Source organism: Streptomyces sp. NBC_00443 (assembly GCF_036014175.1).
Lineage (GTDB): Bacteria > Actinomycetota > Actinomycetes > Streptomycetales > Streptomycetaceae > Streptomyces.
This window is the reverse complement of sequence record NZ_CP107917.1, coordinates 8,633,811-8,653,876: the sequence shown is the minus strand read 5'-3', so window position 1 is coordinate 8,653,876 and position 20,066 is coordinate 8,633,811. Positions and strand designations below refer to the sequence as shown.

20 protein-coding genes and 1 pseudogene are annotated in these 20,066 nt (G+C 72.2%); 11 read left to right on the top strand and 10 right to left on the bottom strand.

Annotation, left to right across the window (positions count from 1 at the left end; translation table 11 throughout):
- Positions 1-63: 63 nt before the first annotated feature.
- Positions 64-915 (bottom strand): putative protein N(5)-glutamine methyltransferase, encoded by an 852-nt coding sequence (locus OHO27_RS39485; RefSeq protein ID WP_328429726.1) that lies wholly within the window; start codon positions 913-915, stop codon positions 64-66.
- A 305-nt stretch (positions 916-1,220) separates the two neighbouring features.
- On the opposite strand from OHO27_RS39485, the gene OHO27_RS39480 reads away from it, so the two are divergent.
- From OHO27_RS39480 to OHO27_RS39470, 3 genes are all read left to right on the top strand, one after another.
- Complete coding sequence (locus OHO27_RS39480) at positions 1,221-1,826, top strand: sulfite oxidase-like oxidoreductase (protein WP_328429725.1); 606 nt, start codon at positions 1,221-1,223, stop codon at positions 1,824-1,826.
- Positions 1,827-1,938: 112 nt separating this feature from the next.
- Positions 1,939-2,619 carry a ferredoxin reductase gene (locus OHO27_RS39475; protein WP_328430684.1) on the top strand — a complete coding sequence of 227 codons (681 nt, stop codon included), beginning with the start codon at positions 1,939-1,941 and terminating at the stop codon, positions 2,617-2,619.
- Positions 2,620-2,694: 75 nt separating this feature from the next.
- Entirely contained in the window at positions 2,695-3,279 is a 585-nt protein-coding gene (locus OHO27_RS39470) for an Rv1733c family protein (RefSeq protein WP_328429724.1), read from the top strand.
- A gap of 96 nt (positions 3,280-3,375) precedes the next feature.
- Here the strand turns inward: OHO27_RS39470 and OHO27_RS39465 are convergent, their stop codons facing one another.
- Positions 3,376-4,755, bottom strand: coding sequence for an 8-oxoguanine deaminase (locus OHO27_RS39465; protein WP_328429723.1), 1,380 nt, complete (start codon positions 4,753-4,755; stop codon positions 3,376-3,378).
- 103 nt (positions 4,756-4,858) lie between these two features.
- On the opposite strand from OHO27_RS39465, the gene OHO27_RS39460 reads away from it, so the two are divergent.
- The 4 genes from OHO27_RS39460 to OHO27_RS39445 all read left to right on the top strand — a co-directional run bounded on the left by OHO27_RS39460 (position 4,859) and on the right by OHO27_RS39445 (position 8,443).
- Complete coding sequence (locus OHO27_RS39460) at positions 4,859-5,827, top strand: acetylxylan esterase (RefSeq protein ID WP_328429722.1); 969 nt, start codon at positions 4,859-4,861, stop codon at positions 5,825-5,827.
- A gap of 10 nt (positions 5,828-5,837) precedes the next feature.
- Positions 5,838-6,242 carry a nuclear transport factor 2 family protein gene (locus tag OHO27_RS39455; RefSeq protein ID WP_328429721.1) on the top strand — a complete coding sequence of 135 codons (405 nt, stop codon included), beginning with the start codon at positions 5,838-5,840 and terminating at the stop codon, positions 6,240-6,242.
- A gap of 145 nt (positions 6,243-6,387) precedes the next feature.
- Positions 6,388-7,554, top strand: coding sequence for a serine hydrolase domain-containing protein (locus OHO27_RS39450; RefSeq protein WP_328429720.1), 1,167 nt, complete (start codon positions 6,388-6,390; stop codon positions 7,552-7,554).
- A 130-nt stretch (positions 7,555-7,684) separates the two neighbouring features.
- Positions 7,685-8,443, top strand: a complete 759-nt coding sequence (locus OHO27_RS39445) for a GntR family transcriptional regulator (RefSeq protein ID WP_328429719.1) — start codon at positions 7,685-7,687, stop codon at positions 8,441-8,443.
- Here the strand turns inward: OHO27_RS39445 and OHO27_RS39440 are convergent.
- Together OHO27_RS39440 and OHO27_RS39435 are read right to left on the bottom strand one after the other, a co-directional pair.
- Positions 8,413-9,174: a class I SAM-dependent methyltransferase gene (locus OHO27_RS39440; RefSeq protein ID WP_328429718.1), complete on the bottom strand. Its 762-nt coding sequence runs from the start codon at positions 9,172-9,174 to the stop codon at positions 8,413-8,415. The genes OHO27_RS39445 and OHO27_RS39440 overlap by 31 nt on opposite strands.
- Positions 9,175-9,179: 5 nt before the next feature.
- On the bottom strand, positions 9,180-9,737 hold the full coding sequence (locus OHO27_RS39435) for a PadR family transcriptional regulator (RefSeq protein ID WP_328429717.1): 558 nt from the start codon (positions 9,735-9,737) through the stop codon (positions 9,180-9,182).
- A 70-nt stretch (positions 9,738-9,807) separates the two neighbouring features.
- Between OHO27_RS39435 and OHO27_RS39430 the strand changes: the two genes are divergently transcribed.
- Positions 9,808-10,206 carry a nuclear transport factor 2 family protein gene (locus OHO27_RS39430; protein WP_328429716.1) on the top strand — a complete coding sequence of 133 codons (399 nt, stop codon included), beginning with the start codon at positions 9,808-9,810 and terminating at the stop codon, positions 10,204-10,206.
- 280 nt (positions 10,207-10,486) lie between these two features.
- Here OHO27_RS39430 and OHO27_RS39425 read toward each other — a convergent pair whose 3' ends face one another.
- Genes OHO27_RS39425 through OHO27_RS39415 form a run of 3 tightly spaced genes read right to left on the bottom strand, consistent with a single transcriptional unit; the run spans position 10,487 to position 12,788 of the window.
- Complete coding sequence (locus tag OHO27_RS39425) at positions 10,487-11,749, bottom strand: RNA polymerase sigma factor (protein WP_328429715.1); 1,263 nt, start codon at positions 11,747-11,749, stop codon at positions 10,487-10,489.
- Complete coding sequence (locus OHO27_RS39420; RefSeq protein ID WP_328429714.1) at positions 11,746-12,087, bottom strand: YciI family protein; 342 nt, start codon at positions 12,085-12,087, stop codon at positions 11,746-11,748. Before OHO27_RS39420 ends, OHO27_RS39425 begins: the two co-directional genes overlap by 4 nt.
- Positions 12,084-12,788 carry a YciI family protein gene (locus OHO27_RS39415; protein WP_328430683.1) on the bottom strand — a complete coding sequence of 235 codons (705 nt, stop codon included), beginning with the start codon at positions 12,786-12,788 and terminating at the stop codon, positions 12,084-12,086. Before OHO27_RS39415 ends, OHO27_RS39420 begins: the two co-directional genes overlap by 4 nt.
- A gap of 138 nt (positions 12,789-12,926) precedes the next feature.
- On the opposite strand from OHO27_RS39415, the gene OHO27_RS39410 reads away from it, so the two are divergent.
- The 3 genes and pseudogenes from OHO27_RS39410 to OHO27_RS39400 form a co-directional block, all read left to right on the top strand.
- Positions 12,927-13,754 carry a class I SAM-dependent methyltransferase gene (locus tag OHO27_RS39410; RefSeq protein WP_328429713.1) on the top strand — a complete coding sequence of 276 codons (828 nt, stop codon included), beginning with the start codon at positions 12,927-12,929 and terminating at the stop codon, positions 13,752-13,754.
- Positions 13,755-13,997: 243 nt separating this feature from the next.
- The gene (rho, locus tag OHO27_RS39405) at positions 13,998-15,128 is read left to right on the top strand and encodes a transcription termination factor Rho (RefSeq protein WP_328429712.1); all 1,131 of its coding nucleotides are present in this window, start codon (positions 13,998-14,000) and stop codon (positions 15,126-15,128) included.
- Between the two features lie 94 nt (positions 15,129-15,222).
- Positions 15,223-16,059: pseudogene (locus OHO27_RS39400) on the top strand (D-alanyl-D-alanine carboxypeptidase family protein); the annotation flags it as partial.
- Between the two features lie 80 nt (positions 16,060-16,139).
- On the opposite strand, the gene OHO27_RS39395 reads toward OHO27_RS39400, so the two are convergent.
- The 3 genes from OHO27_RS39395 to OHO27_RS39385 form a co-directional block, all read right to left on the bottom strand.
- Positions 16,140-17,498: a glycosyltransferase 87 family protein gene (locus tag OHO27_RS39395; protein WP_328429711.1), complete on the bottom strand. Its 1,359-nt coding sequence runs from the start codon at positions 17,496-17,498 to the stop codon at positions 16,140-16,142.
- Positions 17,495-18,889 (bottom strand): polyprenol phosphomannose-dependent alpha 1,6 mannosyltransferase MptB, encoded by a 1,395-nt coding sequence (gene mptB / locus OHO27_RS39390; RefSeq protein WP_328429710.1) that lies wholly within the window; start codon positions 18,887-18,889, stop codon positions 17,495-17,497. The genes OHO27_RS39395 and mptB overlap by 4 nt, the downstream gene beginning before the upstream one ends.
- A gap of 217 nt (positions 18,890-19,106) precedes the next feature.
- On the bottom strand, positions 19,107-20,048 hold the full coding sequence (locus OHO27_RS39385; RefSeq protein WP_328429709.1) for a glutaminase: 942 nt from the start codon (positions 20,046-20,048) through the stop codon (positions 19,107-19,109).
- Positions 20,049-20,066: the final 18 nt, after the last annotated feature.

The following is a 20,066-nucleotide window of genomic DNA, read 5'->3' as shown; positions in this document are numbered from 1 at the left end:
ACCCCGCTCGGGTCGGCCGAAAGGCGCAGCACCTCCCAGCCGACCTGACCCAAACGACAGGCCCTAATGGCCGGCCCGGTTGAGGCCGACCACGACATTCGCGTACAGCTCCTCCGAGACGATCAGACGCGACGCCAGTCCACTGCGGGTGAAGGCGTCCAGGGCCGCCGGCGCCTGGCGTTCGCTCGTCTCGATCAGCAGGCAGCCGCCCGGGGCCAGCCAGCGGGGCGCCTCGGCTGCGACCCTGCGCAGGACGTCGAGTCCGTCCGGACCGCCGTCGAGGGCGACGTGCGGCTCGTGGTCGCGGGCCTCCGCGGGCAGGAGCCCGACTTCGTCGGTGGGTACGTACGGCACGTTCGCCGCGAGTATCCCGACCCGGCCGCGCAGGGTACCGGGCAGCGCCTCGAACAGGTCGCCGGTGTGCACCCGACCGCCGAACGGGCCCACGTTGCGGCGGGCGCAGCGCACCGCCGCCGGGTCGATGTCGGAGGCGTGCAGCTCGACCGGGCCGAGTGCCGCGGCCAGCGCCGCGCCGACCGCTCCCGAGCCGCAGCACAGGTCCACGACGACGGACGCGTCCCGGGCATGGGCGAGGGCCTGCTCGACCAGGAACTCGGTACGGCGACGGGGCACGAAGACGCCGGGTTCCACGGCGATGCGCAGCCCGCGAAACTCGGCCCAGCCCAGGACGAGTTCGAGGGGCAGGCCGGTGACACGCCGGTCCACCATGGCGGCCAGCTCGTCCGGGGTGCCGACGGCTGTCAGGATCAGCCGGGCCTCGTCCTCGGCGAAGACACAGCCGGCTGCGCGGAGTGCGGTCACGACGGCGTCACGCGAGAGCGGCGAGGCAGCAGAAGGCAAGGCAGCCGTGGGCGACGGGGAAGGCGAGGGTGACGGGGAGAAGAGAGAAGGCATGGGAGCCGAGAGCCTTTCGGAAGCCGAAGGATGCTCTCGCGGTCGCCTACCGGCGGTGATCCGCGCCGATTCGAGGTGGGAGCACCCGACCTGACACAGCGGTAATGGGTCTCACCTCCTGGACTCCGTGCGGCGGGGACTGTCCCGGCCGGAGGGAAACCCTACCCCAACGATCACGAACGCTCCCGTGCATCGGCGAAAGCGGGCCACCGGAGCGCGTACGGTTGAATGAGCAAGAATGAGCACGCACTGATCACGCTCGACCCGCGGGCCACCGCCGACGGCGGCCTGGAGGCACCACCCGTATGAACGTCACCCGAGGCTTCACCGGACGCCCCCGCGTCCGGAACGCCGCACTGCCGCCCGGCCAGTACGACGCGGGCGACGACTGGCCCGTCCTGTCCGCCGAGGTCACCCCCGAGCTGACGCCCGCCGAGTGGACCTTCCGCATCGACGGTCTGGTCGAGGAGCCACGGAGCTGGAGCTGGGATCAGGCACACGAGCTGCCGGCGTCCTGGTACGAGGGCGACATCCACTGCGTGACCAGCTGGTCGAAGTTCGGCGTGCGGTTCGGGGGCGTCTCGCTGGACGCCTTCCTTGCCGTGGTCCGGCCCCATGTGTCCGCCACCCATGCCGTCGCCTATTCACACACCGGGTACTCCACCAACCTTCCGCTCGCCGACCTGACCGGCGGACGGGCCTGGATCGCCTGGGAGTACGACGGGAAGCCGCTCGCCCCGGAGCACGGTGGACCGGCACGGCTGCTGGTGCCGCACCTGTACTTCTGGAAGAGCGCCAAGTGGATCGCGGGCCTGCGGATCCTCGACCACGACGAGCCTGGCTTCTGGGAGCAGAACGGCTACCACGCCCGCGGCAACCCGTGGGAAGAGCAGCGGTACTCGGGTGACTGAGGCGATGGACGTGACTGAGGCAACCGAGGCAGCCGAGGCAGCCCTGGCGTTCGCTCCCCCGACCCGTTTCGCGGTGCCCGGGCGGATCGCCGTCGGCGACGAGGCCGCCGCGATGTGGCAGACCGCCACGATCACCGAGGTCCGCCGCGAGACCCCGCTCGCCGCCACGTTCCGACTCGCTGTGCCTGCCTGGGTGGGCCATCTGCCCGGCCAGCACCTGTTGCTGCGCCTAACGGCACAGGACGGCTATGTGGCCCAGCGCCACTACTCGATCGCGTCCGCGCCGGACGACTCGGGGCACATCGAGCTCACCGTGGACCATGTCGAGGACGGTGAGGTCTCCAGCTGGTTCCACACGGTGGCCGAGCCCGGCGACACGGTCGAGGTCCGCGGCCCGGTCAGCGGCTTCTTCGCCTGGCCCGGCGACCGGCCCGCGCTGCTGGTCGGCGCCGGCTCCGGCGTCGTACCGCTGATGTCGATGGTGCGGCACCACCGGGCGCGGGGGCTGGACGTGCCGCTGCGACTGCTGGTGTCGGCGCGCAGTCCCGAGGAGCTGATCTACGCGCAGGAGTACGGCGCGGAGACGACGCCCGTGTTCACGCGCAGTGCGCCGGAGGGTGTGCCCGTAGGACGTATGGCCGCCGCACATGTGGCGCCACTCCTGGCCGCGCAGCCACCCGGTGGGTGGGAGGCCTATGTGTGCGGCTCCAACGGATTCGCCGAGCACGCCTCACGCCTGCTCGTGGCGGCAGGTCAGCCCGTGGACCGCATCCGGATCGAACGCTTCGGCTGAACGACGGCCGGTACGGAGCGCATTTCGTCCGGGATCGTCAGGAACCATGTCCGGCGTTCGGGGTACCTGGACGCCATGCGATATCGGGTGCGTGGCTGGCGCTGGCGGCGCAGTCCACTGCGGCGCCGGTCGGATGTCGTCGAGGCGTGGACGGTACTCACCGTGGCCCTTTTGCTGCTCGTGGTCGCGCCCCTGGCCGGGGCGGTCGCGGCATGGTGGGCCCATGACGGCGCCCGGACGGTGGCCCGGGAGCAGCGGGACGATCGCCGGCACGTCAGGGCCGAGGTCCTCGGCAAGTCCGTCGACGCGGTTCCCTTGGCGCAGGGCGGACGGCAGCCGTCAGCCAGAGCGACGGTGCGCTGGACCGAGCCGGGAGGCGGCCCTCGTACGGCCACGGCACGCGTCCCGGCGGGCACACGGGCCGGCGACACGGTCGACGTGTGGCTGGACTCCCGGGGCCGGAGCACGGCCCCGCCTGCGAGCGGTATGGCCGTCTGGCAGCACACCGTCACGATCGGCGTGTGTGCCGCGGGCGGCGCGGTCGCGGTGATTCTGCTCGGCCATGCCGTCGTACGCCACGGCGCGATGCGGCGGCGGCTGGCCGAGTGGGAGCAGGAGTGGGCCGAGACAGAGCCGGACTGGTCGGACCGGCGGGCGTGACCGAGGCGCCTGCCCGGCGGGGCCGCCTACAGCGGGCCACCCGCGGTCTGCCATCCGCAGTCCGCCGTCTGCAGTCCGCCGTCCGTCGCCAGCCGCCTAGGCACGCTGCTGCATCCGCCGCGCGATCCGCTCGTGCCCGCGCAACGCGTCCGCCAGCCCGGCCAACCGGGGCTCGCCCCGGTCCACCAGGATCCGGCCGCCGACCACAGTGGTCCAGGCCCGGGCCGGCCCGCAGCGCAGCCAGGCCTCCACAGGGTCGCTCAGTGCGCCGGCGAGGGCGACCTCGTGCAGGTCCCACACGACGAGGTCGGCGCAGGCCCCGGGCCGCAGGTGGCCCAGCTCGTCGTCCCGGCCCAGGCAGCGCGCCGAGCCACGGGTCGCGATGTCGAGGGCGTCGCGTGCGGTCATCGCGCCGGGTCCGCCTCGGTAGCGGCCCAGCAGCAGTGCCGCCCGGGTCTCCATCCAGAGCGAGGCATGGTCCGTGGAGGCGGAGCCGTCGCAGCCGATGCCGACGGGCAGGCCCAGCTCGCGCATCTCCTTCACGGGCGCGGTGCCGCCGCCGATGAGCATGTTGGAGCTGGGGCAGTGCGCCACGCCGACGCCCGCGGCGGCGAGTCGGCGCAGTTCGTCGCCGGTCGGGTAGATGCAGTGCGCGACCCAGCTGCGGTCGCTCATCCACCCCGTCTGCTCAAAGTACTCGACGGGGCGGCAGCCGTAGGTCTCGAGGCAGTACGTGTCCTCGTCGTGGTCCTCGGCGAGGTGCGTGTGCAGCCGTACGTCGTGGCGCTCGGCGAGTTCCGCGGTCGCCGTCATCAGCGACTTGGTCACCGAGAACGGTGAGCAGGGCGCGAGCGCGACCCGCACCAGCGCGCCCTGTTCGGGGTCGTGGTACGTCGTGATCAGGCGCTCGCTGTCGGCCAGCACCTCGTCGTCGGTCTGGGTGACGCTCCGCGGCGGCAGGCCTCCGTCGTCGACGGAGCGGGTCATCGAGCCACGGGTGGCGTGGAAGCGGAAGCCGATGTCGCGGGCGGCGCGGATCTCGGCGTCGACCAGGCGCGGGCGGGGATGGACGTAGAGGTGGTCGGCGGACGTGGTGCAGCCGCCCATCAGCAGTTCGGCCATGCCGACGTACGCCGACACGTACGCGGCCTCCTCGTCGAGGTCCGCCCAGAGGGGATAGAGGGTGGTCAGCCAGTCGAACAGGGAGCCGTTCACGGCGGGCGCGTAGGAACGGGTGAGGTTCTGGTAGATGTGATGGTGGGTGTTGACCAGGCCCGGGGTGACCAGGCGTCCGGCCGCCGAGACGGTTGTCCGGGCCTCGGGCTCGCTCCCGGCGGCACCGACGCCGGTGACCCGACCACCGGTGACGGCCAGCCAGCCGCCCGGGATCTCCCGGTCCCCGTCCACGATGAGCAGTTCTGCGTCCTTGACCAGCAGTTCCGCGGCCTTGACCGGGGGTTCGACGGCAGACGTCATGGCGCCATCGTAGGCACATGGCCCGGCAAAGTTCTGGCGAGTCGTCCGATCATCCACGTACGGTGTGATCATCCGCAGTCACTCTTGGCAAAGGCGGTCCTTCATGGCCCTGTTCGACCTTCCGCTCGACGAACTGCGCGAGTACCGCAGCAAGTCCGTCGAACCCGAGGACTTCGACTCGTTCTGGTCCAAGACCCTCGGGGAAGCGCGCGAACACGATCTGGACGCCCGCTTCGAGCCGGTCGACACGGGGCTGGCCACGGTGCAGGTGTACGACGTGACGTTCGCCGGGTTCGGCGGTCACCCGGTGAAGGGCTGGCTGCGGCTGCCCGCCGGGGCCACCGAGCCGGTGCCGCTGGTGGTGGAGTTCCTCGGGTACGGCGGCGGGCGCGGCCTGCCGCACGAGAACCTGCTGTGGGCCTCCTCGGGCCGGGCGCACTTCATGATGGACACGCGGGGCCAGGGCAGCGCGTGGGGCGCCGGTGGTGGCACGGCGGATCCGGTGGGTGCGGCGCCCGCGTACCCCGGGTTCATGACGCGAGGCGTCGACGCGCCCGAGAACTACTACTACCGCCGGGTGTTCACGGACGCGGTCCGTGCCGTCGAGGCGGCCCGCTCCCACCCGCTGACGGACGCCTCGCGCACGGTCGCGCTGGGTGCGAGCCAGGGCGGCGGCATCACGATCGCGGTCGGCGGCCTGATCCCGGACCTGACGGCGATCGCGCCCGACGTGCCGTTCCTGTGCGACTACCCGCGCGCGGCGACCCTGACGGACCGCCACCCGTACCGCGAGATCGCCCTCTACCTCAAGACGCACCGGGGCCGCACCGAGGACGTCCTGCGCACCCTGTCGTACTTCGACGGCGTGCACTTCGCGGCCCGCGGCCGGGCCCCCGCCCTGTTCTCGGCGGCCCTGGAGGACCAGACCTGCCCGCCGTCCACCGTCTTCGCGGCCTTCAACGCCTGGGCCCACGACGGGAAGGCCATCGAGGTGTACGACTTCAACGACCACGAGGGCGGCGGCCCGTTCCACGAGGCGGCCAAGCTGGACTGGCTGCGCACGCACGCCTGAGAGGTCCGGCATGGAGACGCGTGAGGCCGCGGAGCGGTTCGTCCGGGTCTGGCAGCGGGCTTGGCCGGAGCACGACGTGGACGCCCTGCTGGAGCTGTATGCCGAGGGCTGTGTCCACCGCTCGATGCCGTTCCGCGAGCCGCACCGCGGGCGCGCGGAGCTGGCCGAGTATCTGCGCTGGTCGTTCGCCGGTGAGCGGGTGACCGACGTGCGCTTCTCCGCGCCGGTGGTCGGCGAGGACGGGGTGGCCGTGGCCGAGTTCCGGGTCCTGGCCGAGGAGGACGGCGCGCCGGCCACGCTGGCCGGCTGTGTCTTCGTGCGGTTCGACGCCGCCGGGCTCGCCGTCGAGACCCGCGACTACTGGCACACCGTCGAGGGGCACCGGGAGCCGGAAGGTGCGCTGTTCTTCGGGTGAACTCGATGCGATCGCCGTGTTCGGCGTGTTCGACGCCTTCCCTCCAGTCCGACCAGTCGGTACGTTCAGGAGCCCGGTCGCGCCGGTCGCGGCCCGGGTTTCCGGCGAACGTCAGCGGACGTCTGCCGACGACTAGGGGTGGGCCATGGCGGAGCACGAGGCACAGGTGCACGGGCACTGCGATCCGCGGTTCGCGGCGGTGCGGGCGGCGTTCGAGGCGAACTTCCGCGAGCGCGGGGAGCTGGGCGCCGCGGTCGCGGTCAGGGCCGGCGGCGAGACCGTCGTGGACCTGTGGGGCGGGTGGGCCGACGCGGCTCACAGTCGCCCCTGGGAGCGCGAGACTCTGGTCAACGTGTGGTCGACGACCAAGGGGCCGACGGCGCTGTGCGCGCACATCCTCGTCGACCGGGGGCTGCTCGACCTGGACGCGCCGGTGGCCACGTACTGGCCGGAGTTCGCCGCCGCGGGCAAGGAACAGATCCTCGTACGGCATCTGCTGTCGCACCGCGCCGGACTGTCCGGACTGCGGGAGCCGCATTCGCTTCAGCAGCTCTGCGACTGGGAGTTGACGACCCAGCGGCTCGCCGCGATGGAGCCGTGGTGGGCGCCGGGGACACAGTCCGGATATCACGCGCTCACCTACGGGTTCCTGGTCGGGGAGGTCGTGCGGCGGGTTTCGGGACTGCTGCCCGGAGCCTTCCTGGAGCGGGAGGTGACCGGGCCGCTCGGCATCGACTTCGTGATCGGGCTGCCGGAGAAGGAGTACGGACGGGCGGCCGAGCTGGTGCATGCCCCGGTCGCGTCGAACAGTGAACAGGCGGCGATCTTCAGCCAGTTGGCGCCCGCCGCCATCGCCGCTCTGGCCAACCCCGTCGTGGGGGCGGCTCAGGCCAACACGACCGAGTGGCGGGCTGCCGAGGTGCCCGCCGCGAACGGGCACGGCACGGCTCGGGCGGTCGCCGCGCTGTACGGCATCTTCGCGGCACGCGGGTCGTACGACGGCCATCGCATCCTCTCCGCCGAGGCGGCCGAGCGGGTACGCGAGGGGCAGGGCGCCTGCCGCGATCTGGTGCTCGGCGCCGGGTTCGAGAGCGAGACGGAGGTCGCGCTCGGCCTGTGGCTGAGCGGGGCCAACGGGTCGTACGGGCCCAACCCACGGGCTTTCGGACACGACGGCTTCGGCGGCTCCTGCGGTCTGGCCGACCCTGAGGCAGGGGTGTCGCTGGGCTATGTGATGAACCGGATGGGGCCTCATATCGCCGACGACCCGCGGAAGATGGCACTGATAGACGCCCTGTACGGCGCTCTGTGACGGCCTGTCGGCGCGGACCGTTTCGGCCGAAGTGAGAGACCGCCCTTCCGTCGTGGTTTAGACCAATGCTTAGATCTGGTGGCGCAACGAACCCGCACGGCTACAACACGTCACCAACAGGAGGCGCGGCATGGCCCGCACCACCCCGCACGACCATCCCCTCACCGAAGCGCAGCCCCTCTATTGGAGAATCGCCACCCAGTTGCTCGACGAGCTGCGGGCCGGGACCATCCCGCCCGGTGAACGGCTGCCGGCGGAACGGCAGTTGGCGCTGCACTACGGGGTCAGCCGGGAGACCGTACGGCAGGCGCTGGAGGTGCTGCGCCACCGCGGACTGGTCGCCACCGACCGGCGGGGCAGCCATGCCACCCTGTCCGGTCCGCCGGTCGAGACCCCGTCGACCCTCACCTTCCCGGTCGGCGCCCGGACGGCCGGCCCGGGCGCCGTGGACCGGGCGACGGTCGCCTGGGAGACTCCCCCGCCGGAGCACGCCGCGGCCCTGGGGCTGGCCACGCACCGGCCGACCCTGGTGCACCGGTACGAGTCCGCGGGCGCCGACGGTGGTGGCCGGCGTACGGCGGTGACGTCGTTCTCGGCTGTGGCCCTGGCCGAGGTGGCGGAGCTCGCCCGTTGCCGCGACCGGGCCGACGGCGACCGCGCCGACAGCACCGAATCCACCCAACTGCGCCGCACCTACGACTGGATGCGCAAGGCGGGCCTCACCCTCCACCACCGGGACACCATCACCCGGCTCCCGGGCGCACCCTCGGTGCGGGTCACCCGGCGCGTGCACGACCAGTACGCCCGCCCCCTGGAGATCACGGACCTCGTGATGGACGCCCGACAGGACGCTCTGGTCTACGAGTTCACCCTGCCCGCGGCGGTCTGACCAGTCCGATCCGGGCGCCGCGCCACCACCATCCGCACCCGGGGGCTCCCGTCCCGCCGCCGTCCGAACTCGGGCAGCACCTGCGACTCCACCTCGAAGCCGGCGCGGGCCAGTTCGTCGCGTACCTCCGCGAGCCGGAAGGCCCGGTAGTACATGACGAACTGCGGCCGCCACACAGCGTTACGCACCCACATCACGGTGTCGAAGCCCAGCAGCATCCAGTAGCCGACGGACGCGGGGCGGGGCGGGGCCACGACGGGGAAGGCGAAGCACCCGCCGGGCCGCAGGACGGAGTGGACCTGGGCGAACAGGCCCGGCAGCTCACGGGGAAGGAAGTGCCCGAACGCCCCGAAGCTCACCACGAGGTCGAAGGCCGGTGCGAACGGCAGGGCGCGGGCGTCGGCACGCACCCAGCCGACGCGCTGCTCCCCGACCCGTACCCGCCGCCGGGCGACGTCGAGCATGCCAGCGCTGAAGTCGACGCCGGTGACGCTGCGCCGGCACACCTCGGCCAGCACCTCGACCCCCGCGCCCGTGCCGCAGCACAGGTCGAGGCCGTCGTCGTACGAGCCCGTTCGGCCGAGCGCCGAGGCGACCGCGCGGAGCACGGAATCCGGGGTGCGGAACGGCGTGTGGTCGAACTTCGGGGCGAGCAGGTCGTATCCGCGCTCGACGGACGACAGGGCCTGGACGGCGAGTTCGCGCAGGGAGGGGCCTTCGGGGCTGAACATCCGCGTCACCCCGTGGGCACTCGGTGCCGCAGGACGGTGAGAACGCGCTCGCACCAGCGCAGGATCTCCTGCTCGAAGGAGATTCCGGCCAGCAGCGTCAGATACGGCCCGATGCGGTCGGACTCGCTCAGGTACTCGTCCTCGGTGCGCCCGTCGAGGAGGCGGTCGCGGACGCGTTCGTAGCGGTCGAGCTTGCCGCGCGACCACGTCATGCGCTCCTCGATCAGGGCGCGGGTGGCCTCGGGGTCCTCCATGGCCTGGAGTTTGATCAGGAGTTCGTCGCGGATGGCGGTGGGCCTGCGGGGCGGCTCCGCGGCGAAGGTCCGCAGGTCCTCGCGTCCGGCGTCGGTGAGCGTGAACATCCGCTTGTTCGGGCGTCGTTCCTGCTGCACGAACCGGGCCTCGACGAGGCCGTCCTGCGCGAGCCGTTCGAGCTCACGGTAGAGCTGCTGCGGCGTCGCCGGCCAGAAGTTGGCGAACGAGACGTCGAAGACCTTCGACAGCTCGTAACCCGAGGCCTCGCCCTCCAGGAGGGCGGCGAGGACGGCGTACTTGAGGGACATGTGGACACGTTAACAGCAGGTGATTATTCTCATCGGCACCTACTCAACTATTTGACTATGAGGTGACCCGATGCGCGCGTTCCGCGAGGCGGTGCAAGCAGGCGACAGCGATGCCGTCGAGGCTCTGTTGGCCGACGACGTCGTCTTCACCAGCCCGGCCGTGTTCAAGCCGTACGCCGGCAAGGCCATCACGGCGGCGATCCTGCGCGCTGTGGTGCGGGTCTTCGAGGACTTCCGCTATGTGCGCGAGATCAACGACCCGGGCGGCCGGGATCATGCGCTGGTCTTCACCGCGCGCGTGGGCGACCGGGAGATCACCGGGTGCGACTTCCTGCACGTCAACGAGGACGGGCTGATCGACGACTTCATGGTCATGGTCCGTCCGCTGTCGGGCTTGCAGGCGCTGGCCGAGGCGATGGGCGCGCAGTTCGACCGGATCGCGAAGGAGGCGGCGGCGCAGTCGGCGTGACAGCCGTCTCCGGCCGCTCGGGACGTCGGCGCCGGGGCGCGCGCAGGACCACCAGTGCGCAGGCCGGCACGGCGCAGGCCGTGAACGCGGCCCGGTGGCCGGCCGTCAGCGCCGCGAGGGCAACAGGTCCCGTACGAAGCGGCCGTCCACCGGCACCCCGGCCGGCAGCAGACTGCCCGCGCCGACCAGCGCCGGCCCGCCCGTCGCGACCGGACGGGAGTGTCGTCAGGGTGTGGTCGGCGCCACCGAAGGGCGCTCTCACCCCACCGACGAACGGCCCTCACCCGGATCGACACTCCGCGAGCCGCCTTTCGAGGAACCTCCGCTCCGCGTCGTTCTCCACCAGCTCCAGCGCCCTGAGGTACGCCTGCGCCGCCTCGTCCGTACGGCCGCTGCGGCGCAGCAGATCGGCGCGGGTGGCCGGCAGCAGGTGGTACCCGGCCAGATCGCCCTGCTCCTCCAGCTCCGCGACCAGGGCGAGGCCCGCGTCCGTGCCCTCGGCCATGCCGACGGCCACCGCACGGTTCAGACGGACCACGGCGGAGGGCACCAGACGCGCCAACTCGCCGTACAGGGCGGCGATGTCGGCCCAGTCGGTGTCCTCGGCGGTGGGCACGGTGGTGTGGCAGGCGGCGATGGCGGCCTGGATCTGGTACGGCCCGGGGCGTCCGCGCCGCAGCGCGGTCTCCAGCAGGGCGGCGCCCTCGTCGGCCTCGGCACGGTCCCAGGCCGTACGGTCCTGGTCCTCCAGGGTCACCAGGTCGCCGGCGGCGTCCACGCGGGTGTGCCGGCGGGCGTCGTGCAGCAGCAGGAGCGCGAGCAGGCCGAGCACCTCGGGCTCGTCGGGCATGAGCCGGGCCAGGACGCGGGCCAGGCGGATCGCCTCGGCGCAGAGGTTCGTACGGACGAGATCGGCACCGGCGGTCGCCGCGTAGCCCTCGTTGAACAGCAGGTAGATCACACCGAGCACGCCCGTCGTGCGCTCGGGCAGGAGGTGCGCGGGCGGGATCCGGTACGGGATTCCGGCGTTGCGGATCTTCCGCTTGGCGCGCACCAGACGCTGCGCCATGGTCGCCTCGGGGACGAGGAAGGCGCGCGCGATCTCCGGTGTGGTCAGCCCCGCGAGCGTGCGCAGCGTCAGTGCGACCCTGGCCTCGATGGGCAGCGCGGGATGACAGCAGGTGAAGATCAGCCGCAGCCGGTCGTCCTGCACGCCGCTGCCGTCACCGCTGTCGTTCTCGGGTCCGTACGGCGGTTCGTCGCGGGCCAGCACCGCCACCTCCCGGAGTTTCGCCGCTCCCACCGCCTCCCGGCGCAGTACGTCCAGGGCTCGGTTGCGGGCGGTCGTGGTCAGCCAGGCGCCGGGGCGGCGCGGCACTCCGTCGCGCCGCCACCGGTCGAGGGCCTGCGCGAAGGCGTCCTGGGCGCACTCCTCGGCGAGGTCCCAGTCGCCGGTCACCCGGATCAGGGTGGCGACGACCTGGCCCCATTCCTCGCGGAAGGCGGCGGCGACGGCTTCCTCGACGGCGTTCGTGGCGCTCACTCCCAGACCGGCCGCACTTCGACCGAGCCGCCGCCGAGGGCAGCGGGATGCCGGGACGCCAGCGAGATGGCCTCGTCCAGGTCGGCGACCTCGATGATGTCGATGCCGGCGACGTACTCCTTGGACTCCACGAAGGGTCCGTCGCTGAGCAGCACTTCGTCGCCTTGGACGCGGACGGTCGTGGCGTCGGTGTGCGGGCGCAGGCGGGCTCCGCCCTTGACTACGTCACGGCTGCGGACCTCGTCGATGTACGAGGTGAAGCGGGGGTCCTCGGCGATCTCCTCGGGGCTGAGTTCCTCGCCGCCGGCAGGGGTGCAGATGAACAGGACGTACTTCATGACCGCTCCTCGGTGGTGGGAGAGACGTGCTCGTGCGCGATCAGCCAGCGCAGACCGGCGTCGCGGTAGCCGGTGGTGACGCGCATCAGGTCGTCGATAGGCGCACCGTCCGTACGGGTGGCGCGCAGGCGGACGAGGGCGTGGCCGAAGGCGATGCTCTCGTCGACGTGGACGCGGAAGTCCAGTACCTCACGGGTGACAGGGCCGGTGACGTGCCCGAGCCCTTCCTCCATCGACTTGCGCAGGGACCCGATCCCCCGCAGTTCCCGACCGTCGCGGAACTCCGCCACATCCGGCGCGTAGCAGGCAGCCATGCGGTCGACGTCACGCTCCCGCAGCGCCGAGGTCAGCTCGGCGTCCAGCGCGCGGATCCGCGTCTCGGCGTCCTCCTCCTCCCAGAAGGGCCGCACCTCCATGGCCCCGACGGCGGCCACGGGATGCCGCGCGGCCGCCTCGATCGCCTCCTCCAGGCTGTCGCACTCCAGGATGTCGAACCCGGCGACGTACTCCTTCGTCTCCGCGAACGGGCCGTCGCTGCGCAGCACCTCGCCGCCGCGCACCCGCACGGTGACCGCCCGGCCGGGGAGCGCGAGCCGGTGGCCGTGCAGGCGTACCCGGCGGTCGCCGAGGTCTTCGACCCAGGGCTCTACGGGGGTCATGCCCGAGGCGTCGGCGGTGTCGTCACCGCAGACGAGCAGCATGTACTTCACAGTTCCTCCCGGTCCTCATGAGCTTCCTACACCCCACCGACGAACGGGACCGGAGCGAATCGACACCCGGGCGGCCCGCGCCCGGAATTTCTGCCCGCGCGCACGGTCCGTTCGCGATTGGATGTCCTCATGACCACCGACGAGCACGCGCGGATGATGTCGGCCAACCAGGCGAACTGGGACGCCCGCACCCCCGTCCACCTCGCCAGCCGGTTCTACGGCCTCGACCGGGATCTCGATCCCGCGCGCTGGTTCGCCTCCTTCGAATGGGACGACCTCGGTGAGCTGGCCGGCCGCGATGTGCTCCATCTGCAGTGCCATCTCGGCACCGAGACGATCGCCTTCGCGCAGCGCGGCGCGCGGGCCGTCGGCCTGGACTTCTCCGCGGCGTCCGTGGCTGCCGCGGGCGGCATCGCACAGCGGGCCGGGCTCGACGTCACGTACGTACAGGCCAATGTGTACGACGCCGTGGAGGCCCTGGGGCGGCGTCAGTTCGACGTGGTGTACACCGGCAAGGGCGCGCTGTGCTACCTGCCCGACCTCGACCGCTGGGCCGGTGTCGTGGCCCGACTCCTGCGTCCGGGCGGGCGGTTGTACATCGTGGAGTTCCACCCGCTGCTCAATTCCCTCGGTCCCAAGCCCGGTCCGGGCGAGGGGCCCGAGCTGCTCCTGCGCCATGACTACCTGGGCGGCGACGGTGCCGTGCACCGGGACGCGACACGCAGCTACACCGACGGCCCTGCCGTCGAAGGCGCCACGGACAGTTATGAGTGGATGCACGGAATAGGAGAGGTCGTAGAAGCGTTGAGCGGAGCAGGACTGAACATCCGGCGGCTGCGTGAGAGCGACGAGCTGCCCTGGCAGCGCTGGCCGCATATGGAGCGCACCCCCTCCGGCTGGTGGCGTCTCCCCGAGCCGCGCATCCCACTGCTTTACGGATTGCTCGCCACGCGCTGAACGTTCGTGCTACCGTCGCGTCAGCACCTGTGTACGCCCGGTTGTGGCGCCGGTGCCAGTTCTCTCTCAGTTCGCCGGTAGGCGTACCGGCTTCTCATCACCATCTCGTGACCAGCGGATCTGCCGTGTCCGAGGTGTTGTTTCCCGCCGCCCGAAGGCGCTCTGTCCGCCTTCCCGGTTTCCGCGGCACACCCCTTCCCTCCGCATGTCCCATGCCTTCCGTCCGTGAAAGGACCGACCACCATGATCACCACACTCGAACACCCCCCAGTCCAGCAGCAGACCCCGGCCGTCACCGGTGTCCTCGACATCGACGCGAGCGGCAAGGGGCACCTGCGCGCCGACAACCTGTGGCCCACGCCCTCCGACCTTCAGGTCTCCCCCGCGCTCATCCGCCGCTACGGCCTGCGCAAGGGCGACCTCGTCGACGGTGTACGCGGCGACCGGCGCACCCTCACCGAAGTCGCCCACGTCAACGGCCGCGCCCCGGCCAGGAACCGCCCCAGCTTCGGCGATCTGACGCCACTGCACCCGCGTGAGCGGATCCGCCTCGAACACCGGGCGTCCGGCCTGGCCGGGCGTGTCCACGACCTGATCGCCCCTGTCGGCAAGGGTCAGCGGGGCCTGATCGTCGCCCCGCCCAAGACCGGCAAGACCGTGCTGCTCCAGCAGATCGCGGCCGCCGTCGCGGGTAACCACCCGGAGTGCCGGCTGATGGTGGTGCTCCTCGACGAACGCCCCGAGGAGGTCACCGACATGCGGCGCTCGGTGCGGGGCGAGGTGTATGCCTCGACCTTCGACCGGGCACCCAAGCAGCACATCGCGCTGGCCGAGCTCGTCATCGAACGCGCCAAGCGGCTCGTCGAGGCGGGCGAGGACGTCGTCATCCTGCTCGACTCCCTGACCCGGCTGTGCCGGGCGCACAACAACGCGGCCGGGTCCGGTGGCCGCACCCTGAGCGGCGGCGTCGACGCGGCCGCGCTGCAGGGGCCGAAGCGGTTCTTCGGTGCCGCGCGCCTCGCCGAGGAGGGCGGTTCGCTCACCATCCTCGCCACGGCCCTCGTGGAGACCGGCTCCCGGGCCGACGACTTCTATTTCGAGGAGCTCAAGAGCACCGGCAACATGGAGCTGCGTCTGAGCCGGGACCTCGCCTCCCGCCGCGTCTTCCCCGCCGTCGACATCACCCCCTCCGGTACCCGCCGCGAGGAACTGCTCCTGCCCCCGGCCGAGTTGACCGCCGTGCGCGGACTGCGCCGGGCCCTGCAGACCCGGGACGGCCAGTCCACCCTGGAGACGCTGCTGGAGCGCATGCGCGAGACGCCCGACAACGCCACGTTCCTTCGGCGGATCCAGCCGACACTTCCCGGCGAATGACAGATCCGCTCCGGCATCGCCCGTCCGGGTGCCGCCGCGCCCCGACCGGCCCGGGCAGCGCGGTGTAGGGCGCGTCCGTTCCTACGTTGGCGGTATGAAGATCGGATTTACTTTCCGGGCCCGGGTGTCCACCTGCGCGCTGTGCGCGACCGGCCTGCTGGCGCTCGCACCCGCCACCGCCGTCGCCCGCCCCGGGCGCGACCCCGACACCCCTGGCAGGCACCAGGCGGCAACGCCACCTCCCACCCAGCTGTACGGGTCCGGCACTCAGGTGCGGCCGTACGCCGGGGCGCCCCGTGTTCCGCATGTCTCCGCGCTGTCGTGGCTGGTGGCCGACGCCGGCACCGGCGAGGTGCTCGCCGCGTACGACGCACATCGGAAGCTGCCGCCCGCCAGCACACTCAAGTCGCTGTTCGCCCTCACCGTGCTGCCGACCCTGCCCGGCATCATCCGGCACACGGTGCGCGAGGAGGAGCTCGCCGGGATCGGGGTCGGCAGCAGTCTGGTCGGGGTCGCCGAGGGACGTACGTACCAGGTCGCCGATCTGTGGCGCGGGGTGTTCCTCAGCTCGGGCAACGACGCCGTGCGGGTGCTGGCCTCGCTCAACGGCGGCTGGCGCTTCACGGCCGAGCGCATGCAGGCCAAGGCGCGCTCCCTGGGCGCCCTCGACACGCACGTGGTGTCGCCGGACGGCTACGACGCGCCCGGCCAGGTGTCGTCGGCGTACGACTTGGCGGTGTTCGGCCGGGCGGGGCTGCGCAACGCCGAGTTCGCGCGGTACTGCGGCACCACCCAGGCGCGGTTCCCCGGCCGGGGCGGCTGGTCGTACGGGATCCAGAACACCAACCGCCTGCTGACCGGCGCGGACGGCGTGGACCGCTACCCCGGCTTGATCGGCATCAAGAACGGCTACACCAGCCATGCGGGCAACACGCTCATCGCCGCCGCCCGCCGGGGCGAGCGCACCCTCGTCGTCACCGTGATGAACCCCCGGGCGGGCGGGTTCGCCGTCTACGAGGAGGCCGGCGAACTGCTCGACTGGGGGTTCGGGGCGGCCGGGCGGGTCGAACCGGTGGGCTCGCTGGACGCGTTGCGGGTCAGGCCGAGGCCGGGGCCGGGGCCCGCGACCGTGCCCGTGGTCGCGGCGGTGGAACCGGAGGCCGAGCCCGGCTGGGCCGAGGCCTTCGCGATCGCGGGCGCCGCCGGGATGGGCGCCGGTGCCGTGTCGCTGGTGACCCGGGGCAGGGTCGAGCGGTCGACGCCGAGTTGACCGACGGGCAGCCACAGCAGCAGGCCGAGCGTGATCCAGGCGTAGGCGTTGCTGCCGAGGAAGCCGTCGACACCGGACGCGTCGTCGAACCACAGCCACACCACGCTGGTGCACAACACGGCGTGCAGGGCGCCCGCGATCCGCAGGTGCCCGGCGCGGACGAGGACGGCGAACGACGGCAGCAGCCACACCAGGTGGTGGACCCAGGTGATCGGGCTGACCAGACAGGCGGTCAGCCCGGTCAGGGCGAACGCCGCCGTCCAGTCCCCCGCCACGACCGCGCGGCGGGTGCGCGCCACCCAGACGCCCAGGACCACCAGCACCACGACCGCCCAGGCCTCGCGGCTCGACACGTCCAGCCGGGCCAGGATGCCCTGCAGCGACTGGTTGGAGACGTAGTCGAGGCGGCCCACGCGGGTGGTGTCCCACATCGCGTGCGTCCAGTAGAAGCGGGAGGCGTCGGGGGCCACCCAGGCCGCCAGCGCCGTGGCCGCGGCGGCGACGGCCGTGGCCACTGCGGCGGCTCGCCAGCGCCGGGCCACCAGGAGCAGGCCAATGAACGCGGCCGGCGTCAGCTTGATCGCGGCCGCGAGCCCGATGCCCACGCCCGCCCAGCGCTCCCGGCCCGTCGCGAGCAACCAGCAGTCGAGGAGCACCAGGGCGAGCAGCAGGATGTTCACCTGGCCGAAGCTGAAGGTGTCCCGCAGCGGTTCGAACAGGGCCAGCCCGCACGCGACGAGGGCACAGCCGTACCAGCCGTAGCGCCGCCAGGACCGTCCCGCCAGCACCCGCAGCGAGAAGGCCAGTGCCGCCAGGTTGAGCAGCAGCGCCATCGCGATCGCGACGTGCAGACCGACCAGCGCCATGGGCAGCATGACGACGGCGGCGAACGGCGGGTAGGTGAAGCCGTACGTCGTGCCGGGCACCCGGTAGTCGTAGAGACGGCCGCCGTGGTGGATCCAGCTGTCCACGGTGCCGTAGTAGACGCGCAGGTCGAACCAGTCGCGCAGCAGCGGCACGGTGGCGGTGAAGACGGTCACGGCGGCGGCGAGCACGAGGACCAGCACGAGCCGGCCGCGGTCGGTACGCGGAAGTCTCATGCGGTGCGCTCCAGAGCCGGGGCCTGCGCAGCGAGATGCGCCTGCCACAGAACGACCACGGCGAGCGCGCCCCCGGAGACCGCCAGCACCAGCTGGCCGACGTCCGCGGCGCCGCCGCTGGGCAGGACGGCGAGCGCGAGCACTCCCGTCAGGGCCGCCACCCGGTGCCGTACCGAGGTGCTGGGCGCGGCGGCGGCGATGAGGAACAGGCCCCACAGGGCGTACCAGGGGCGGATCGCCGGTCCGAAGGCGGCCACGGCCGCCAGGCTCAGACCGAGCGCGTACACGGGGCGTGGTCGCCAGCGCCACCATATGAGCAGCACCAGGACCGCCGTGAGCACGATGCCGAAGGTGTGCCAGACGGGGACGGCCAGCGGCGCCAGGTCACTGCCGGCCTGCTCCAGCAGCGAGGCGGTGGCACGGCCGAGCAGGCTGGTGAGCGCCCAGTTCTGCGAGGAGACCGGGGTGTCCAGGGCGCCTATCCAGCCGTATCCCGTGCCTGCCACGGCCGTCGCGGCGACCGTGGTGGCGGCGGACGCGGCCGCCGTGGTGACCACGGCCTTCACCGGGTGGTGCCCGGCCCGCATCTGGAGCAGTACGACCGCGGCGAGGCCCAGCGCCGCGGGCGCCTTGACGAGAGCGGCGAGCGTGACGAGTACGGCGCCCAGGACCGGCCACCGGCCGAGCGCGGCGACCAGGCCGGCACCGAGCAGGCCGAGCATGATGGCGTCGTTGTGGGCGCCCGCCACCAGGTGCAGCAGCACGAGCGGGTTCAGGGCCCCCAGCCACAGCGCCGCGGACGGGTCGGCTCCGCTGTGCCGGGCCAGGCGCGGCAGCGCGGCCGCCATCAGCGCCACCCCGAGGAGGGCTATCAGGCGCATGCCGAGCAGCCCGGCGGGGAGTTCACCGCGGGTCACGGCGGACAGGGCGGAGGCGACGCCGAGGAACACCGGGCCGTACGGGGCCCCGGTGTGCCGCCACAGCGGGGCGACCTCGTCCGCGAGCGGGCCACCGAGGTGGGAGGGGCCGTACGAGTACACGTCGATGTGCGCGTCGACCATGGCACCTTGGGCCAGGTAGCTGTACACGTCCCGGCTGAACAGCGGCGGCGCGATCAGCAGCGGGGTGGCCCACACCGCCAGCACCAGCAGCAGGGCCCGTGGCGTCGGCGGATCGGCGCTGCGCACGAGGCGCCCGAGCATCAGCCACGCCGCTATCAGCAGGACGACGCCGAAGTAGACGCCGACCAGGCCCAGCGCCGCGTGCGCCGAGCTCGGGGCCAGGATTTCCCGGACCGGCAGCGCACCTGCCGACTCACCGCCCAGGGCGAGGAAGGCGGTGCCTGCCAGACCGAGGATCTGGCAGCGGCGGAGATCGATGGGGAAAGCCATGGCCAACACTCGGTCAGGGTGTCAACGCGGGGTGGCCGGAAGTTGACGCGGTGCCCTCCGGGGGGAAGCCGGGGTATGACCGGCCGGTGATCGATTGTGGCCGTGTGTTGAAGACTGCGACGCGTCTGCCTGGTGAGGTGGATTGCAGACAGCGGGAGCGTTGTGGCTGGTCGCGCAGTTCCCCGCGCCCCTTGCAGGGGCGTCACAACGGCCCCTTCTAGAACACCGACAGGCCCGTCAAGGTGGTGAATCTGTCCAGAGCCGCCACCCCTGCCACCGAATTGCCCCGTTCATCCAGGCCCGGGCTCCACACGCACAACGTGCACCGCCCCGGCACCACCGCGATGATGCCGCCGCCCACTCCGCTCTTGCCGGGCAGGCCCACCCGGTACGCGAATTCGCCCGCCGCGTCGTACGTCCCGCAGGTCAGCATGACCGCGTTGACCTGTTTGGCCTGGCTGCGGGTGAGCAGTCGGGTGCCGTCGGCGCGGACGCCATGGCGGGCCAGGAAGGTGGTGGCCAGGGCGAGGTCGGCGCAGGACGCCGTGACGGAGCACTGGCGGAAGTACTGGTCGAGCAGGACCGGCACGGGGTTGTCGATGTTGCCGTACGACGCCATGAAGTGGCCGAGGGCGGCGTTGCGGTCGCCGTGCGTGGACTCGGAGGCGGCGATGTCCCTGTCGAAGTCCAGGGTGGGGTTGCCGCTCTCGGCGCGCAGGAAGGCCAGGAGTTCGCCCGCCGCGTCTCCGGTACGGGTCTGGAGTCGGTCGGTGACGACGAGGGCGCCGGCGTTGATGAACGGGTTGCGGGGGATGCCGTTCTCGTACTCCAGCTGGATCAGGGAGTTGAAGGGGTTGCCGGAGGGCTCGCGACCCACGTGCTCCCAGAGTTCGTCGCCCTCCCGTGCCAGGTCGAGGGCGAGGGTGAAGACCTTGGTGATGGACTGCGTGGAGAACGGCTCGCGCCAGTCCCCCACGCCGTACACCGTGCCGTCGCGTTCCGCGACGGCCATGCCGAAGCTGCGCGGGTCGCAGGCCGCGAGCGCCGGGATGTAGTCGGCGGGCCGGCCGCGGCCGGGGGTCCGCCCGATCTCCTCCGCGATGCGCTCCAGGATCGGCTGGAAGGTCAGTGACGACGTCGACGCTGCCATGATCACCATTGTGCCTCCCTGCCGGTC

What these genes read in the sequence shown, in the direction of transcription:
- OHO27_RS39485 (WP_328429726.1), bottom strand. Translation starts at nt 915, where the DNA reads ATGCCTTCTCTCTTCTCCCCGTCACCCTCGCCTTCCCCGTCGCCCACG.
- OHO27_RS39480 (WP_328429725.1), top strand. Translation starts at nt 1,221, where the DNA reads ATGAACGTCACCCGAGGCTTCACCGGACGCCCCCGCGTCCGGAACGCC.
- OHO27_RS39475 (WP_328430684.1), top strand. Translation starts at nt 1,939, where the DNA reads ATGTGGCAGACCGCCACGATCACCGAGGTCCGCCGCGAGACCCCGCTC.
- OHO27_RS39470 (WP_328429724.1), top strand. Translation starts at nt 2,695, where the DNA reads ATGCGATATCGGGTGCGTGGCTGGCGCTGGCGGCGCAGTCCACTGCGG.
- OHO27_RS39465 (WP_328429723.1), bottom strand. Translation starts at nt 4,755, where the DNA reads ATGACGTCTGCCGTCGAACCCCCGGTCAAGGCCGCGGAACTGCTGGTC.
- OHO27_RS39460 (WP_328429722.1), top strand. Translation starts at nt 4,859, where the DNA reads ATGGCCCTGTTCGACCTTCCGCTCGACGAACTGCGCGAGTACCGCAGC.
- OHO27_RS39455 (WP_328429721.1), top strand. Translation starts at nt 5,838, where the DNA reads ATGGAGACGCGTGAGGCCGCGGAGCGGTTCGTCCGGGTCTGGCAGCGG.
- OHO27_RS39450 (WP_328429720.1), top strand. Translation starts at nt 6,388, where the DNA reads ATGGCGGAGCACGAGGCACAGGTGCACGGGCACTGCGATCCGCGGTTC.
- OHO27_RS39445 (WP_328429719.1), top strand. Translation starts at nt 7,685, where the DNA reads ATGGCCCGCACCACCCCGCACGACCATCCCCTCACCGAAGCGCAGCCC.
- OHO27_RS39440 (WP_328429718.1), bottom strand. Translation starts at nt 9,174, where the DNA reads ATGTTCAGCCCCGAAGGCCCCTCCCTGCGCGAACTCGCCGTCCAGGCC.
- OHO27_RS39435 (WP_328429717.1), bottom strand. Translation starts at nt 9,737, where the DNA reads ATGTCCCTCAAGTACGCCGTCCTCGCCGCCCTCCTGGAGGGCGAGGCC.
- OHO27_RS39430 (WP_328429716.1), top strand. Translation starts at nt 9,808, where the DNA reads ATGCGCGCGTTCCGCGAGGCGGTGCAAGCAGGCGACAGCGATGCCGTC.
- OHO27_RS39420 (WP_328429714.1), bottom strand. Translation starts at nt 12,087, where the DNA reads ATGAAGTACGTCCTGTTCATCTGCACCCCTGCCGGCGGCGAGGAACTC.
- OHO27_RS39415 (WP_328430683.1), bottom strand. Translation starts at nt 12,788, where the DNA reads ATGCTGCTCGTCTGCGGTGACGACACCGCCGACGCCTCGGGCATGACC.
- OHO27_RS39410 (WP_328429713.1), top strand. Translation starts at nt 12,927, where the DNA reads ATGACCACCGACGAGCACGCGCGGATGATGTCGGCCAACCAGGCGAAC.
- rho (WP_328429712.1), top strand. Translation starts at nt 13,998, where the DNA reads ATGATCACCACACTCGAACACCCCCCAGTCCAGCAGCAGACCCCGGCC.
- OHO27_RS39395 (WP_328429711.1), bottom strand. Translation starts at nt 17,498, where the DNA reads ATGAGACTTCCGCGTACCGACCGCGGCCGGCTCGTGCTGGTCCTCGTG.
- mptB (WP_328429710.1), bottom strand. Translation starts at nt 18,889, where the DNA reads ATGGCTTTCCCCATCGATCTCCGCCGCTGCCAGATCCTCGGTCTGGCA.
- OHO27_RS39385 (WP_328429709.1), bottom strand. Translation starts at nt 20,048, where the DNA reads ATGGTGATCATGGCAGCGTCGACGTCGTCACTGACCTTCCAGCCGATC.